Annotated in this window: 17 protein-coding genes; 4 read left to right on the top strand and 13 right to left on the bottom strand. The window is 58.1% G+C overall.

Translation table 11 applies throughout. The features are described 5' to 3' along the window. Positions 1-32: 32 nt before the first annotated feature. Together ACTIEN_RS06660 and ACTIEN_RS06655 are read right to left on the bottom strand one after the other, a co-directional pair. Entirely contained in the window at positions 33-758 is a 726-nt protein-coding gene (locus tag ACTIEN_RS06660; protein WP_439522339.1) for an STAS/SEC14 domain-containing protein, read from the bottom strand. A gap of 366 nt (positions 759-1,124) precedes the next feature. After that, positions 1,125-1,823 carry a winged helix-turn-helix transcriptional regulator gene (locus tag ACTIEN_RS06655; protein WP_439522338.1) on the bottom strand — a complete coding sequence of 233 codons (699 nt, stop codon included), beginning with the start codon at positions 1,821-1,823 and terminating at the stop codon, positions 1,125-1,127. Between the two features lie 187 nt (positions 1,824-2,010). On the opposite strand from ACTIEN_RS06655, the gene ACTIEN_RS06650 reads away from it, so the two are divergent. The 3 genes from ACTIEN_RS06650 to ACTIEN_RS06640 are packed head-to-tail and all read left to right on the top strand — an operon-like array spanning position 2,011 to position 3,075. Beyond that, entirely contained in the window at positions 2,011-2,232 is a 222-nt protein-coding gene (locus tag ACTIEN_RS06650; protein WP_439522337.1) for a tautomerase family protein, read from the top strand. 33 nt (positions 2,233-2,265) lie between these two features. Next, positions 2,266-2,667 (top strand): group I truncated hemoglobin, encoded by a 402-nt coding sequence (locus tag ACTIEN_RS06645; protein ID WP_439522336.1) that lies wholly within the window; start codon positions 2,266-2,268, stop codon positions 2,665-2,667. A gap of 42 nt (positions 2,668-2,709) precedes the next feature. Then, positions 2,710-3,075, top strand: a complete 366-nt coding sequence (locus ACTIEN_RS06640) for a cupin domain-containing protein (RefSeq protein WP_439522335.1) — start codon at positions 2,710-2,712, stop codon at positions 3,073-3,075. Positions 3,076-3,179: 104 nt separating this feature from the next. On the opposite strand, the gene ugpC is transcribed toward ACTIEN_RS06640, so the two are convergent. The 10 genes from ugpC to ACTIEN_RS06590 all read right to left on the bottom strand — a co-directional run bounded on the left by ugpC (position 3,180) and on the right by ACTIEN_RS06590 (position 12,607). Continuing rightward, positions 3,180-4,178 (bottom strand): sn-glycerol-3-phosphate ABC transporter ATP-binding protein UgpC, encoded by a 999-nt coding sequence (gene ugpC / locus ACTIEN_RS06635; protein ID WP_439522334.1) that lies wholly within the window; start codon positions 4,176-4,178, stop codon positions 3,180-3,182. 3 nt (positions 4,179-4,181) lie between these two features. After that, positions 4,182-5,018, bottom strand: a complete 837-nt coding sequence (ugpE, locus tag ACTIEN_RS06630) for a sn-glycerol-3-phosphate ABC transporter permease UgpE (RefSeq protein ID WP_439522470.1) — start codon at positions 5,016-5,018, stop codon at positions 4,182-4,184. Between the two features lie 17 nt (positions 5,019-5,035). Beyond that, positions 5,036-5,917: a sn-glycerol-3-phosphate ABC transporter permease UgpA gene (gene ugpA / locus ACTIEN_RS06625; protein WP_439522333.1), complete on the bottom strand. Its 882-nt coding sequence runs from the start codon at positions 5,915-5,917 to the stop codon at positions 5,036-5,038. A gap of 49 nt (positions 5,918-5,966) precedes the next feature. After that, positions 5,967-7,277 (bottom strand): sn-glycerol-3-phosphate ABC transporter substrate-binding protein UgpB, encoded by a 1,311-nt coding sequence (ugpB, locus tag ACTIEN_RS06620; RefSeq protein ID WP_439522332.1) that lies wholly within the window; start codon positions 7,275-7,277, stop codon positions 5,967-5,969. Between the two features lie 100 nt (positions 7,278-7,377). After that, on the bottom strand, positions 7,378-8,316 hold the full coding sequence (locus tag ACTIEN_RS06615) for a TIGR01459 family HAD-type hydrolase (protein WP_439522331.1): 939 nt from the start codon (positions 8,314-8,316) through the stop codon (positions 7,378-7,380). Then, positions 8,280-9,095, bottom strand: coding sequence for a phosphonate ABC transporter, permease protein PhnE (gene phnE / locus ACTIEN_RS06610; RefSeq protein WP_439522330.1), 816 nt, complete (start codon positions 9,093-9,095; stop codon positions 8,280-8,282). Before phnE (ACTIEN_RS06610) ends, ACTIEN_RS06615 begins: the two co-directional genes overlap by 37 nt. Beyond that, positions 9,095-9,910 (bottom strand): phosphonate ABC transporter, permease protein PhnE, encoded by an 816-nt coding sequence (phnE, locus tag ACTIEN_RS06605; protein ID WP_439522329.1) that lies wholly within the window; start codon positions 9,908-9,910, stop codon positions 9,095-9,097. Before phnE (ACTIEN_RS06605) ends, phnE (ACTIEN_RS06610) begins: the two co-directional genes overlap by 1 nt. Continuing rightward, entirely contained in the window at positions 9,907-10,704 is a 798-nt protein-coding gene (gene phnC / locus ACTIEN_RS06600) for a phosphonate ABC transporter ATP-binding protein (RefSeq protein ID WP_439522328.1), read from the bottom strand. The genes phnE (ACTIEN_RS06605) and phnC overlap by 4 nt, the downstream gene beginning before the upstream one ends. Before the next feature lie 62 nt (positions 10,705-10,766). Next, the gene (phnD, locus tag ACTIEN_RS06595; RefSeq protein ID WP_439522327.1) at positions 10,767-11,741 is read right to left on the bottom strand and encodes a phosphate/phosphite/phosphonate ABC transporter substrate-binding protein; all 975 of its coding nucleotides are present in this window, start codon (positions 11,739-11,741) and stop codon (positions 10,767-10,769) included. A gap of 50 nt (positions 11,742-11,791) precedes the next feature. Next, the gene (locus tag ACTIEN_RS06590) at positions 11,792-12,607 is read right to left on the bottom strand and encodes a DeoR/GlpR family DNA-binding transcription regulator (protein ID WP_439522326.1); all 816 of its coding nucleotides are present in this window, start codon (positions 12,605-12,607) and stop codon (positions 11,792-11,794) included. Between the two features lie 169 nt (positions 12,608-12,776). Here ACTIEN_RS06590 and ACTIEN_RS06585 point away from each other — a divergent pair, with 169 nt between their 5' ends. Continuing rightward, positions 12,777-14,438, top strand: a complete 1,662-nt coding sequence (locus ACTIEN_RS06585) for a Na/Pi cotransporter family protein (protein WP_439522325.1) — start codon at positions 12,777-12,779, stop codon at positions 14,436-14,438. 200 nt (positions 14,439-14,638) lie between these two features. Here the strand turns inward: ACTIEN_RS06585 and rpsU are convergent, their stop codons facing one another. Further along, positions 14,639-14,839 carry a 30S ribosomal protein S21 gene (rpsU, locus tag ACTIEN_RS06580; protein ID WP_114869331.1) on the bottom strand — a complete coding sequence of 67 codons (201 nt, stop codon included), beginning with the start codon at positions 14,837-14,839 and terminating at the stop codon, positions 14,639-14,641. Positions 14,840-15,059: the final 220 nt, after the last annotated feature.

Genomic DNA, 15,059 nt, shown 5'->3' with positions numbered 1-15,059 from the left:
GATTGCCAATCGTGAACCTGTCTTTGGGTAAGTCACTCGACGAGCCAAGATTTTGCCGCCTCGAAGTCATCGGCCGAAAAGTGTCTGGCATCTAGATCGAAAGCCCGTTTGCCAATCTGAACAGCCATCTCTTGCCATCCAGCGTCTCCAACAATCGCGGCCCGCTCTACCCGGCCTGCATGGCCGCGGACAAGATGGAAGTGATCCCTGAGCGCGCCCAGACCCTGCCACCCGTCGAATTTACGGAGATCGACCAGAAGGCGGATCTTCTCATGGCCTGCAATGAAGTCGTTCAAGTCCTCAAGGTCGTTTTCATATTGCTCGGTGTCGAGCTTTCCAAGAAGCGACACATGAAGAACGCCGTCCCCCAGATCTTCCTGATGAATACTGCCAAGGCTCTCTCGCAGCCACCGGCGTGCATCCTCCACGTCGCTCAGTTTGAAAGTTGCAACAGGACAAGGCATGAAAACGGAAAAGGCGCCGATGGCCTTGTCGAGGGCGCCGTTGTCGGTCACCACAGCCACCCGATCGAAACCGCGCCAATGTTTGAGCCCCATGCGCGCGTCCTGCATCATGGCGCCCAGCGTGAAGTCAGAGAAGCCTGCCTCGACGATAGCCAGCATGCGCAGGCGGTCACCTCGGGAGATGGCCTTGTCAATTGCCGGCATGAGCCTCTCTTTGTAGTCGCTGTCCGAAACCGGGGCCATCATCCGGATTTCGATCATGCCATGCTTACCAACGTGTTCAACTTCGATCATGAAAAATCTCGCCTTCCCATTTTTGCCGCAAGTAGGATGAAGTTTGAGTGCGCCGGTAGCGTCCCCTGAGCGCGTCCTCTGAGAGAAACCGAAAGACCCTTTGCTTTCCAAGTCCAACGCACACGCTGAACATCATAGAATTCCGACTCTCTGATCTGAAAATGATGCGCCCTCATTAGGCTCAGGGCATTGATGCAGATCAACGTCGTCCCAAGCGCAACAAGGTCAACAACCGCAAATGACAGGCATGAGCGCCACACCGGCCTTTCAGCCGTCGGAATCCTGCGCCCGGCATCGCGTCAAACCCGACGCAGCAAATTTCACCAGCGGCCATTCTACGGTCGGCTTCGCGAATGTCCCTTACGCTCAGCTTGCCAGTTTTTCCTGCTGCGCGAACGGGCTGAGGCCAAGCCAGGATTGCATGGAGCGCGTCAATTGCGAAGGCCCAACCAGCATCATTGCCTCTCGCTCGACAGCATCGGACACCGACCGCAGCCCCATCCAGATCTCTGTCATCGTCCGCAAATCCACCGTGACAAAGAGGTCCACATCGAAGCCGGGGTCAATGTGGCAAAGGTCCACCGTCCGGTCCGGCTCTACGATCAGCCACCATTTGCGCTGAGCCTCCGGCAATTCCGGGTAGATGAATTCGATCACAACCCGCCGATCCGGGACCGGGTCAGTGTCGAGATTGCGGCGCATGTCCCACATCAATAGTTCCGGATCGAGGTTCTCCAGCGATGGTTCGGTCTCTACCCATTTCTGGCCCCACATCCCGATGGATTCGATCACCGGCTGCAAATCCCGGCCTGCCTGGGTCAGCCGGTAAGCATCCACCTCCTGCGGACCGGCCAGCCGATTTCGCTCGACCACTCCCACCGCTTCCAGTTCGCGCAAGCGTTTCGAAAGCAGGGCAGGTGACATTCGCGGCACGCCGCGGCGCAATTCGTTGAAACGGGTCGATCCGGCGACAAGCTCGCGCAAGAGGACGACGGTCCAGCGCGTGCAAAGGATTTCCGCCGCCATCGCGACGGGGCAGAATTGCCTGTAGCTCGCATTGGTCATTGGAGTGCCTCCTTTCCCTGATGGTTCCGCAGCCTGACATATCCAGCCCACCTCCGGCCAGTTCAGATTCTGTATCGCCGCCGATTCAGTTCGTGAACTGGCCGCAAGGGGGGCGGGAATGCCATTGTCTCCCCACGTCGGAAAGATCTGGCGCAATTTGAACCGTCAAAAGGAAAAGGAGCACGCAATGCCTCTTGTCGATATCCAGCTGATCGAGGGTGTCTTTGACGACACCCAGAAGCAACGAATGATCCATGACGTGACTGAAGCGATGGTCGCTGTCGAAGGCGAAGCCCTGCGCGGCGTCACCTGGGTGCGGGTGCAGGAAATCGCCAGCGGCGAATGGGCCATCGGCGGCAAACCGATGACGGCAGACGCCGTCAAGGCGGTGCAGTCCGAACCCGCCTGAGTCATCTTACCGACAGACGAGAAAGGAGCAACCATGCCCCAATCGCTCGCCATGAACCTGGAAACCGTGACCCTTTATGAACGCCTGGGCGCCGACGCCGGCATTCGTCGGATCGTCGACGGCGCCGTCGCGGCCCATATGGAGAATCCCCAGATCGGCCACCGGTTTCAGCCCTACGCCGACCAACCCGAGCGGGTCGAGGAGATCAAGCAGCACACCTGTGATTTCTTCGCCGCCGGAAGCGGCGGGCCGGACAAATACCAGGGCCGAAGCATGACCGAGGCCCATCGCGGGATGGAGATCGACGGGGCGGAGTACGACTCCGCCGCAGGCGATATCCTGGGAACGATGAAGGCCCTGAACTACGACGCGGATACCCGCGCCGAGGTCGAAGAGATCCTCCAATCCCTGAAACCCGAAATCACCCATGTATGAACGGACCGGCCCAAGGGCCGGTCCGTGGAAAGGCAGGCAACCATGACAGCCATCATCGAAATCCGACGCTTCGAAAGCCCCGACGACCGTCTCGACATGAAGGCGCGCGGCGGCATCGACATCGTCAAGACCGGGCAAGGCTCAACCGGCATGCACGCCGTTTTCGAACCCGGCTGGACCTGGGAGGCGGACGAGAAACCGCTGCTTGGATCCCCCGACACATGCCCGATGCACCACACCGGCTATTGCCTTTCGGGCAGACTGGTCGTCCGCATGGTCGAGAGCGGCGAAGAGACGTCGATCACACCGGGCGATTTCTTTGAAATCCCGCCGGGCCATGACGCGTGGGTCGCGGGAGAAGAACGGGTCGAAATGATCCTCTTCGAGGCACCCGAAAATCAGTCCTGATCCAGTTTGCCACTTCGGTCTGGATGTCCACCCAGAAGTGACACGGTTTTTTCATTGAGTACTGACCCCCTCGAATGTTTCATTCGGGGGTCAGGTCTGGCAAATCAAAGCCGCTTTCCAGTTGCATCAAAGCTCATTTCGTTGGCATCCGCCCAATCCAGACCAATCTCGGTCCCTTCTTGCGGGAACTCTGCTGCCGCGTCCTGGCGAACGGTGAGTTGGGTTCCGTCGGCGCATTTGAGATGCACAAGCGTTTCCGCGCCAAGCGCTTCGCAATAGGTCACTCGCGCCCTCAGCTTCCCGGTGTCGGACAGGTACATATGTTCCGGGCGCACGCCGATCCGGGCTTCTGCCGACCGCCCCAACAACGCCCCATCCATAAAGTTTGTCGGGGGCGACCCGATAAACCCCGCGACAAATTCGGTTGCCGGATTGGCATAGACCTCAAGCGGTTTGCCGATCTGATCGGCCACACCGCCATTCATCACGATCATCCGGTCCGCCATGGTCATCGCTTCGACCTGATCATGGGTCACATAAAGCGCCGTCACTCCCAGTTCACGCTGAAGTGCCCTGATTTCAAGCCGCATCTGCACGCGTAGCTTGGCATCGAGGTTGGACAGGGGTTCATCGAACAGGAACACTGCCGGTTTGCGCACGATGGCGCGGCCCATGGCCACGCGCTGACGCTGGCCGCCGGACAATTCACGCGGTCTGCGCGTGAGGTAAGGTTCAAGCTGCAACAGCTTGGCGGCCTGGGCGACGCGCTCCTCGATCTCGGACTTGCTGACCTTTGCAATCTTCAACCCATACGCCATGTTGTCGAAAACCGACATATGGGGATAAAGCGCGTAGTTCTGGAACACCATGGCGATGTCGCGGGCCATCGGTTCTTCGTCATTCACGCGCCGCCCGCCAATCTGGACTTCACCATCGGTGATGGTCTCAAGCCCGGCCACCATGCGCAGCAACGTGGATTTGCCACAGCCAGATGGCCCGACGATCACGATGAATTCGCCATCCTCCACGTCGATGGACACGCCATGAATGACGTCCGTCTTGCCAAAGGATTTCTTGACGTTGTTGAGCGTCAGCGTTGCCATTCTTTACTTCTCGCTTTCCACAAGCCCACGGATAAACAGTCTTTGCATGCCAACCACCACGATGACCGGCGGCACCATGGCAAGGATCGAGGTCGCCATGATCACTGGCCAGTCAGCGATATCATCCCCGGATGGGAACATCTGTTTGATGCCCATGACGATGGTGTTCATGTCTGAATCGGTGGTGATCAGAAGCGGCCAGAGATACTGATTCCAACCGTAGATGAACAGGATCACAAAAAGCGCCGCGATGTTGGTTCTGCTCATTGGCAGCAGGATATCGACGAAGAACCGCATCGGCCCTGCCCCATCGACCCGCGCCGCCTCGGCCAGTTCATCCGGGACCGTCATGAAGAATTGCCGGAAGAGGAAGGTCGCGGTCGCCGACGCGATCAGTGGAAGGATCAGACCTTGATAGCTGTTGAGCATCCCGAAATTCGCGATCACCTCGTAGGTGGGCACGATCCGCACCTCGACCGGAAGCATCAGCGTCAGGAAGATCAGCCAGAAGAATAGCTTGCGCCCCGGAAAGCGGAAATAAACGATGGCAAATGCGGAGATAAGCGAGATCGCGATTTTGCCAATCGCAATGCCCATAGCCATCACAAGCGAGTTGCCCAGCATCAACGCCACCGGCGCGTTGACCCCTGCCGTCAGTGCCCTTGCGTAGTTCTCGAAGAACTTGTCGCCCGGCAGCAGCGGCATTGGCGGGCGCACGATGGCTTGCTGTTCGACGGTCGAGGCGACAAAGGCCAGCCAGATTGGGAAAAAGATGAACGCAACGCCGATGATCAGCCCCAGATGGGTCAGCCATAAACCGGCGCCGCGTTTTTCGACCATGCCAGAACGTTCAGCCATCAGTAGTGCACCCTGCGTTCGATATATTTGAACTGTACCACGGTCAGGATCGACACGATGAACAACAGGACCACGGATTGCGCCGCTGATGACCCCAGATCCTGCCCGACGAACCCGTCGGAATAAACCTTGTAGACAAGGATCGTCGTGGCCTGTTGCGGCCCACCCGAGGTGATCGTGTGGATCACGCCGAAGGTTTCGAAAAACGCGTATATGATGTTCACGACCAAAAGGAAGAACGTGGTCGGCGACAAGAGCGGAAAAACGATGGTGCGAAAGCGCGTCCAGAAATGCGCGCCGTCAATCGCGGCGGCCTCGATCACCGATTTCGGGATTGCCTGAAGCCCCGCGAGGAAGAACAGGAAGTTATAGCTGATCCGTCCCCAGGCGCTTGCCACAACGACAAGGCCCATCGCCTCTTCTTCGTTCAGAACATGGTTCCAATCATACCCCAACAGGCCAAGATACCACGTCACCACTCCAACGCGGGTGTTGAACATGAAAAGCCATAGCACCCCAGCCACGGCTGGCGCGACGGCATAGGGCCAGATCAAAAGTGTGCGGTAGGTGCCCGATCCCTTGATCAGACGGTCAGCCAGAACAGCCAGATACAGCGCGACCCCCATCGACACCACTGTGACGAGGATCGAAAACACCGCCGTGGTCACAAAGGAGGCGCGGTAATACCGGTCAGAAAACAGGTATTCGAAATTGCCCAAACCCACCCATTGCATGGACAGGCCGAACGGATCGGGAATGAACAGCGACTGCCAGATCGCCTGCCCCGCCGGATAGAAAAAGAAAATGGCGGTGATCAGGATCTGTGGCAGCACCAGCAGCAGCGGCAGCCAGATGCCTTTGAAGGTAACGCGCTTTTCCATACAGCCCCAAGACGGCTGCCCCGGTTTCCCGGAGCAGCCATTCCCCGTGTTAGCGTGACGCCTGCTCGAACCGACGCAGAAGCGCGTTGCCACGCTCTACCGCGCTGTCCAGTGCTTCTTGCGCGGACTTGTCACCCGCCCAGACGGCCTCGAGCTCTTCGTCGATGATGCCGCGGATCTGGTCGAACGACCCAAGCCGCAGACCCTTGGAATTGGCCGTCGGTTCCTTGGCGGTCATCTGGATCACAGCGATATCCGTGCCGGGGTTTTCGTCATAGAACCCTTGGCTGCGGGTCAGCTCACCTGCTTCGTTCGTGATCGGCAGATACCCGGTATCCTGGTGCCACTTGGCCTGGATTTCCGAGCTGGACAGAAAGTTGAGGAACGCGGCAACGCCTTTGTATTCCTCGTCGCTCTGGCCTTCCATCACCCACAGGGATGCACCGCCGATGATGGTGTTCTGCGGCTCGTCGACCAACGCATCCCAATAGGGCAGCGGGCGCACTTCAAAGTCGAATTCGGATTCAGATTTGATGCCGGCGTAGCCAGCGGACGATTCCGTGAAAAGCGCACATTCGCCAGCTCGGAAGTTCGCACCACCTTCGTTGCGCCGACCGGCATAGATGAACTTGCCTTCGTCCGCCCATTCGCCCATCGCGCTGATATGCGCAACCTGTGGTTCGCTGTTGAAAACCAGCTCTGTGTCGGTGCCTTCAAAGCCATTGGCCTTGGTGGCAAACGGAACATCATGATAGGCCGACAGGGTTTCAAGGTGAATCCAGCTTTGCCAGGCGGTCGTCATCGGGCAATCAACACCCGAGTCCTTGAGTTGATCAAGCACGGTTCCGACCTGTTCCCATGTGGACAGATCCGTGTCGGGATCGATCCCCGCCTCTTGCAGCATATCGCGGTTCACCCAGAGAACCGGCGTCGATGAATTGTACGGCAGGGACAGCATGTCGCCATCCGCAGAGGTGTAGTACCCGGCAACCGACCCGATATATTTGGATTGGTCGAACTCGGCACCTGCATCGGCCATGACCTCGAAAACCGGCTTTACTGCGCCCTTGGCGGCCATCATCGTCGCGGTACCCACCTCAAAGACCATGAGGATGTCGGGCTGTTCACCCGCACGGAACGCGGCGATCCCGGCGTTCAGGGCTTCCGAGTAGTTGCCTTTGTGGGTTGCAACGACGGAGTAGTCGGATTGCGAACTGTTGAAGGTGTCGACCTGCTCGGCCAACAATTCACCAAGACGACCGGTGAAGGCATGCCAGAATTCGATTTCAGTCTGGGCCATGGCGGATTGCGCCGATCCCAATACGGCCGATACGGCAAGGATACTAATCGCGTGTTTCATGTTGTTCTCCCTCTTTGGCTGAACTTTTTTGGCTGAATAGCCACGGTGGTCTCAAGCGCATTCCTGACGCGCTTCACAGCGCGGGCGGCAACGATCTGGGTCATGGCCGCTCCACGATGAAATCGGGAAAGATGCCAGTGGCCATGACGGCCTTTTCGGCATCGTGTCCCGCAAAAAATCCGTATTGCGCCACCAGGGCTGACGCGATGCCCACCGTCCGCGCACCCAGAATATCGGTGTGCAGACTATCACCGACCATCAGTACCCGCGAGTGGTCAATCGGGCCAAGCCTCTTGAACGCAAGATCGAAGATGTCGGGAAACGGTTTTCCATAGAATTCGGGCGCAATCCCGGTGCAATCCGCCAGCCGGTGCGCAAAGTGGCCCGGTTCGACAGAGAACCCGGTTTCGCGCGGGGCGACAATGTCCGGGTTGCCGACAAGAACCGGGCGCGCCCGCTGTTTCAGCGCCGCTTCCAAAAGAGCCTGGCGGTCTTCCGTCCACGCAGCACTGCCGACAAGCAGGAACCCTTCGACGCGATTGTAATCCTCTGGGTCTTCTTCCAGATAGGTGATGTTGAGCTCTTCCAGATCACGCAACCCGGTGCTGCGCGTGGCCATCAGACCCCAATGAAGATCACGACGCCCGTCCAGCCCAGCAAGCAATGTGACCCGGCTTGTAATCACGTCTTCCGGGGCAAAGTCATACCCAAGCCGAGAGTACTTTTCCATCAGCGCGGCATGCGGAAAACCGGCAGCGTTGGACACTACCAGAACACGTTTGCCCGCTGACCTGAAGCCCTCGATACGCTCTCGCGTGCCGGGGATCGCGGCTTCACCTATGTTCAGAACACCAAATGCATCCAGCAGGAAGACATCGAATTCGTCAGCAATGTCTTCCAGAGTCGCAGCCCGCCGGTATCCCGCCTCTGTGGGCAAAAGGGACGGTAAGCGATGTCGCACCGCTTCGTAGGCCGCAAAGGCCGTTTCCGTCGAAAGCGCCGTCAAATGATCGCCCCCCGCACCTTGGCCGAAACCCATTCGCTGATGACGACAGCGGCCAGAATGACAAGCAGGATCAGGCTGACCTGCGGCCACGCCAGAACATTGAGCGATGATGAAAGCTGCAAACCGATGCCGCCGGCACCCACCAGACCCAGAACGGTCGACTCGCGGATGTTGATGTCCCAACGGAACACCGCGACGCCTGCAAAAGCGGGCAGGATCTGCGGAACGATCCCGTAGGCCATGACTTGCCAGCGTGACGCGCCGGTGGCTGTAATAGCCTCAACCTGAGATTGGTCGATTTCCTCGATCGCCTCGTACAAAAGCTTGGCACAGAACCCGATGGACCGGATGGCGATTGCGATGACCCCGGCAAAAACGCCTGGCCCGATGATCGCGATAAGCAGCAAGGCCCAGATCAGCGAATTGATGGACCGGGTCGACACGATGATCAGCAAGGCAATCGGCCGAACGATCAGCGCCGATGGCGTGGTGTTGCGCGCCGCCAGAAACGCCACGGGCACGGCCAGGAACAGCGCAATCAGCGTGCCCAGAGTCGCGATGTTCAACGTGTCCCAGATCGGACGGCCCAGTTGGGTGATGTATTCCCATCGCGGCGGCGTGGCGCGGGTCCAGATGTCATTGGCGATACGCGGAGCGTCCCAGACAAAGAACCACGTCGTCGATTCCGAAATCCGCTGCCAACAGACGGCAAAGATCGCCACCCCGACAAGCCAGCCAAACCAGCGCACAAGAGTTTCATTTGTTGTTCGCTTGCGCCAGACCTGAGCGCCTTCTTTTTCAAGCACCGGCATTATTGCACCCTCGCCCGAATGACACCGGACAGGTACTCAAGCGCCATCACGATCACGATAATCAGGATCAGGATGGCCGCCGCCGTGTCATATTCGTAGCGGTCAAACGCCGTGTTGAGCGTGGCACCAATGCCCCCCGCACCCACAAGACCAAGGATCGCGCTTTCCCGGAAGTTGATGTCGATCCGGTAAATCGACAGCCCGACAAGCCGTGGCATCACCTGGGGTTGGACCCCGTAGTTGATCCATTGCATCCAGCGCGCTCCCGACGCGCGGATCGCCTCGGCCTGTGTCTTGTCCATCGATTCAATGTCCTCGGCCAACAGCTTGGACAGAAAGCCAATCGTCGCAAACGACAGGGTCAGGAACCCGGCAAGCGGTCCAAAACCAAAGATCGCCACCAGAAGGATCGCAACGATGATTTCCTGTAGCGCCCGACTGATGGCAACGATGCCGCGACAGATCACATAGACCGGAAGCGGTGCAATATTGCGCGCCGCGCCAAGGCCGATCGGAATCGAGATCAGGATGCCAACCACAGAGGCCGCGACCGTCATCACGATACTTTCCAGCAAGCCTTCCCAGATGTCGCTCGCGCGGCTCACGAAATCCGGTTTGGTAAAGGCCAGGACAAACTGCCATCCGCGATCCAGCCCGTCGTAGACGCGGCCCCAATCCACCTCGATGGTCATGAAGGCTGCGATCAGATAGGCGACGAAGCCTGCGATCAGCCCCCAGCGCAAAAGCGGGTTCCGTACGAAATGCGGCTTGCGCCACCCCTTCCCCAACATGTCGTCAAGCTCGCGATGGCTCATTCTGCGGCCTCGATCTCTTCTTCTTCTTCTTCGACCGCTTCAATGGTCGCTTCCCAGTCTTCCTCGCCGTAAATCTCGGTCAGCTTTTCGGGTGTAAGCGCATTTGGCACCCCGTCGAACACGATTTCACCAAAGCGCAGCCCCACGATGCGCGGCACAAACATTTGCGCCAGTGCCACGTCATGAATGTTGATGATCGCCGCAAGACCGCGTTCGAGACACAGTTCGGTGATCAGTCGCATGATCTGGCGGCTGGTCTTGGGATCGAGCGACGCTGTCGGCTCGTCCACCAGCAAAAGCTTTGGGTTCTGGATCAACGCCCGGCAAATACCAACCCTTTGACGCTGACCACCCGACAATTCGTCCGCGCGTTTGTCAGCCATGTGCAAGAGCCCGACGCGGTCCAGAAGGCGAAACGCCTCGTCCACATCCGATTGCGGATAACGCCGCAGGAAACTGCGCCAAAAACCAACATATCCCAACCGGCCGGACAGGACGTTTTCCATGACGGTCAGTCGTTCGACCAACGCGTATTCCTGAAAGATCATGCCCATCTCGCGGCGGGCACGGCGCAACGCCCCGGCCCCAAGCTTTGTCAGGTCCGTATCATCCAGAAGGACCGCACCGCTGGTCGGTTCAACCAGACGGTTGATGCAGCGGATCATGGTCGATTTGCCCGCGCCGGACGGCCCGATCAAAGCAAGCACCTGTCCTTTCGGCACATCGAGGTCGATGTCCTTCAAGGCCTGGTCGCCCGTCTTGTATGTTTTTGTAAGCTTTTGAAGGCGCAGCATAAGTAAGCCCCTAACGCGGCAGTGTGACAGGCCCATGACGGGCCTGCCTTATCAAGGGTTGATCACTCGCAGGCGTAGGATACGCCGTTGGCCGCGTCGATCTTGCGGATCACGTCCCAGAATTCCTGATAGGTCATCTCGAGGAACTGGCCTTCATTCGACTTTTCGAACTCAGCCTGAAGCGACGTGCCTTCCCATTCGAAATTGAGGAACGCGTTGCGGATCTGGTCCTGAAGTTCGGGCTTGAGGTTGTAGACCACACCAAAGCCGGTGGTCGGGAAAGTCTGCGACTTGTAGATCGTGATCACGTCTTCTTCCTTGATCACATCCCGGCTGATCATGCGCGACTTGACCGAGTTGGCGATTGCCGCAGCATCATAATCCTTGTTCGCAACACCAAGGATCGAGTTGTCGTGCTTGCCTGAATAGACCGGTTCGAAATCGGTCTCGGCTTCCAGACCGAATTCGCTTTTCAGGATGGCGCTGGGGGCCTTGAACCCGGAATTCGATGTCGGTGCGGTAAAGGCAAGCTGTTTGCCCTTGAGATCCGGCACCTCTTCGATGCCCGAACCCGGATAGGTGATGATTTCCATCTCATAGCCGAAGTTGCCGTCTTTGGACGCCATGATGGTGAACGGACGGAAGCCCGCGCAGTTCACGGCCAATGGGTTTGACCCGGTGTTGAAGCCCGCAATGTGAAGACGTCCCGACCGCATCGCCTCGATCTGGGCGGCGTTGTTCTGGACCGGGAAAAACACCACGTCCTTGCCGGTTTCCGCCATCAGGTGGTCCAGAAAATCAGACCATGCTGTCTTGTAGACGGCCGGATCTTCAACCGGGGTGTAGGCGAAAATCAGGGTGTCCGGGTCGATTTGGTCCGCCGGATCTGTGGGAATATCGGCAATCAGGTCGCCGTCGGCATCGCAGAAGCGCTGATCCAGATCGCCGCGCGGGCAATCCTGTGCCGATGCGGTGCCGCTAAGCGACATAAGCGCAATGGCTGATGCCCCCAGCAAAAGTTTGATATCAAGTTTCATGTTTTCTTCCTCCCAGTCACGCGGTTTTTCGCACCGCTATAATTCTCAATTCATCCCGATGTCGCGATGACGATGTCAACCTCCGCTCCGCCCAACGCCGCCAAAAGCTCCCCCTTCGGGCGTGCATCGACAATGACGGAATTGAGGTCCGCCAACTCTCCCACATGGGCCAAACCTTTCCGCCCGAACTTGTGGGAGTCAATCAACAAGTGCCTCTTTGCAGCGCGGCTCAGCATCATCCGCTTGACCGCCGCAAACCCGCGAACAGTCTCTGACGGTCCCTCGGGCGACAGGCCCGATGCGCCGATCATGCACCTGTCCACATTGAACCTGGACAGGAACTCCAATGTCTCGGTCCCAATAACGGCAGACTCCGCAGCCAGATATTCGCCTGGGCAAAGCAGGACCTCGGACACCCCATACCCGATGGTCATGGCGACCGGGATCGAATTCGTAATGACAGTGCAAGGCGTTCCCCGGAACGCAAGCGCGCGCGCCATCTGGATCGTGGTAGAGCCGGAATCGATCATCACGGTCTCGCCATCCTGAACCATTTCGGCAGCCTTCAGTCCAATCCGCTCGCGTTCCTCGATCCGCGCACTGGTTCTTTCATCCAAGTTTGGGTAATGCCCTTGCGCAGGTGCCGAAGCGCCGCCATGCGCGCGGGAAATCAGACCATCATCAGACAGCGCATCCAAGTCCCGACGCACGGTTTCCGTGGATACGTTGAACCGTCGCGCAAGTTCGCTGATGCGGACATGGGGGCGCAGTTTGAGTTCCAGCAGGATCTGGCGACGACGGTCAGATTTCTTGAGTCGGCCCATACCTTTCTCCGCACTGTCATCCCGTGTTTCGGTATTCGACATTCAAGGCTCCGACTCGATCTCGGACTCAGTTTTGTGGTCTTTCTGGCATTTTGCAATTATTTTTGTTGCACTAACCGCACTCAAGTGGTCAAAAATTTCCAAACACCAATAAAAAACGGGGCACGTCACAAACCATGTATCGGCTTTTTGCAACAACGGGTGACCACGCATGATTATTCTTGCCGCACATCTTGCGGCTGCGGTCGCGCTTCTGCTCTGGTCGACCCGCCTGATCAGAACGGGGGTGGAGCGTGGCTTCATGCCTGAATTGAAAAACGGCCTGAAAAGCCTTTCCGGCAACTCCTTGTCGGCTGCGGCCGGTGGCGGACTGGCCGCAATGGTGATGCAAAGCGCGACAGCTGTTTCCCTGATCGGCGCGGGCTTTACGGTGTCCGGCATGCTTGCGCCACATTCCGCCCTGGCGCTGGTTCTGGGGGCAGAGCTTGGTTCTGCGCTGATGACCCAGGTGCTTGTTCTGCCGGTCCAGACTCTGATCCCGTTTGCCTTGTTGTTCGGAGTCGCGGCCTTCCTCAAGGCCAAGAGCCGCAAGACCAAGCAAGTTGGCCGTATCATCATCGGCTTCGCGCTAGTCTTCATTTCGCTGGGGATGATCCGCGAGGCCACGTCACCAATCGGTGAAAACGCCATTATCCAAAGCATTGCCGCCTATTTTCAGGATGACCTTGTTAGCGCCTACGCGCTTGGAGCCCTTTTGACCTGGGCCATGCATTCAAGCCTGGCTGCGGTATTGACCTTTGCCACCTTTGCCGCGACGGGGCTGATAGCGGCACCGGTCGCAGCCGCACTTGTCATCGGCGCGAACCTTGGGGGTGCGGTAATCCCCTTTGCCCTTCTCTGGTCGACCGAACGTCCGGCCCGTCTGTTTGTCCTTGGAAACCTTGTCGCGCGTGGCAGCGTGACGGTTGTTTTTCTTGCGCTGCTCCTGAGCGGCACCGCCGACATCGCCATGCTCGGAACCGGCGCGGGGCAACAGGCCATCACGCTTCACATCCTGCTCAATGCGACACTTCTGTTACTGACCTTGCCGTTTGTCGGGGTGCTGACCAGTTTGGCCGACCGCGTCCTGCCCCGGCACACGGATGCCGAAACCGAATCCCTGTCGGCGCTTGATCCAGCGGCGCTTGATCATCCGCCCTTGGCGCTTGCCTGCGCACAGCGTGAACTGTTGCGCATGTCAGAAACAGTCCAGGCCATTCTTGTGCCGGTCATGCAGCTGTTTCGCAATTGGGATCCGGAACAGGCCCGCATCATCGCAAGACGCGAAGACGACATCGACCGCATGCATTTCGAAACCAAGATTTACGTTTCGCGTCTGCGCGAAGGCAACATTCATCCGTCACAGGAAAAGAAGACGCTGGAAATTGTCGCCATGGCCAACAGCCTGGAAGAGGCCGCAGACCGGATCGCCGTCAATCTTGTCGCGCTGGCCAAGAAAATGTCGGACGAGGCTATCACGTTCTCTGAAGAAGGCCTTGCCGATATCGAGAACTTCCATGACCAGATTGTCACCAACGGACAGTTGGCGCTCAGCGTGCTGACCACCGGCGACGCAGAAGCCGCGCGCCAACTTGTGGCCGAAAAAGACCGGATCAGGATTGAAGAGCAGAAATTGCAGGAACGCCATCTCAAGCGCCTTCAGCCGGGCGCCACGGCGAGCATCGAGACAACCAACATCCATCAGGAAACGCTGCGGGTGCTCAAACAGATCAACGCTGCCCTGACCTATGTTGCCTACCCTATCGCAGAAGAAACCGGCGATCTTCTCAAAAGCCGCCTTGCCCGCCCGCGCAGCATCGGGGGCCCCAGCTGAAAAAGGTCAGGCCGTTCGACCAGATCGCGGCCCGTCCTGTGCACAAAAAAAGGACGGCAAACCTGCGCGTCCCACTCGAAAAACATCAAGGATCAGCGAACCCTGAAAATCCTGAACGTACAGCCTTCAGGAAAACATCAAACCCCCGCAGCGATCAGCCAACGGGGGTTTTGGTCTTTGGCAGCAACGGCTGAATTACATCACCCTTCGCGTTCCAGTTTCTTCCGCGCAAGTTTGCGGGCGCGACGGATCGCTTCGGCTTTCTGGCGTGCGTTTTTCTCTGATGGTTTCTCGAAATGTTGCTTGAGCTTCATTTCCCGAAAAACGCCTTCACGCTGAAGCTTTTTCTTTAGAACCCGAAGAGCCTGATCGACATTGTTGTCGCGAACACTGACCTGCATGGAGTTTAGACCACCTTCCTAGATTGACCGCGCGATAATCTGCAGGAATTGGCGGAATAGCAAGCCTAAGAAATCGGTTTCTACGTTCAACAGAGGTCAAATGCGCGGGAATTGCTACACCCTGCCCCAGTCTTTTCGAAAATGCGCGGCGAATTTCGCCCCTTGCACCGGAAACAAGGGAATATAGCGCCGTTTTCTGACGCAAAGGCAAGCGTCATCG

This window comes from Marivita sp. (genome assembly GCF_051859345.1).
Lineage (GTDB): Bacteria > Pseudomonadota > Alphaproteobacteria > Rhodobacterales > Rhodobacteraceae > Marivita.
The sequence above is the reverse complement of the archived record's forward strand: the minus strand, read 5'-3'. Positions and strand labels throughout refer to the sequence as shown.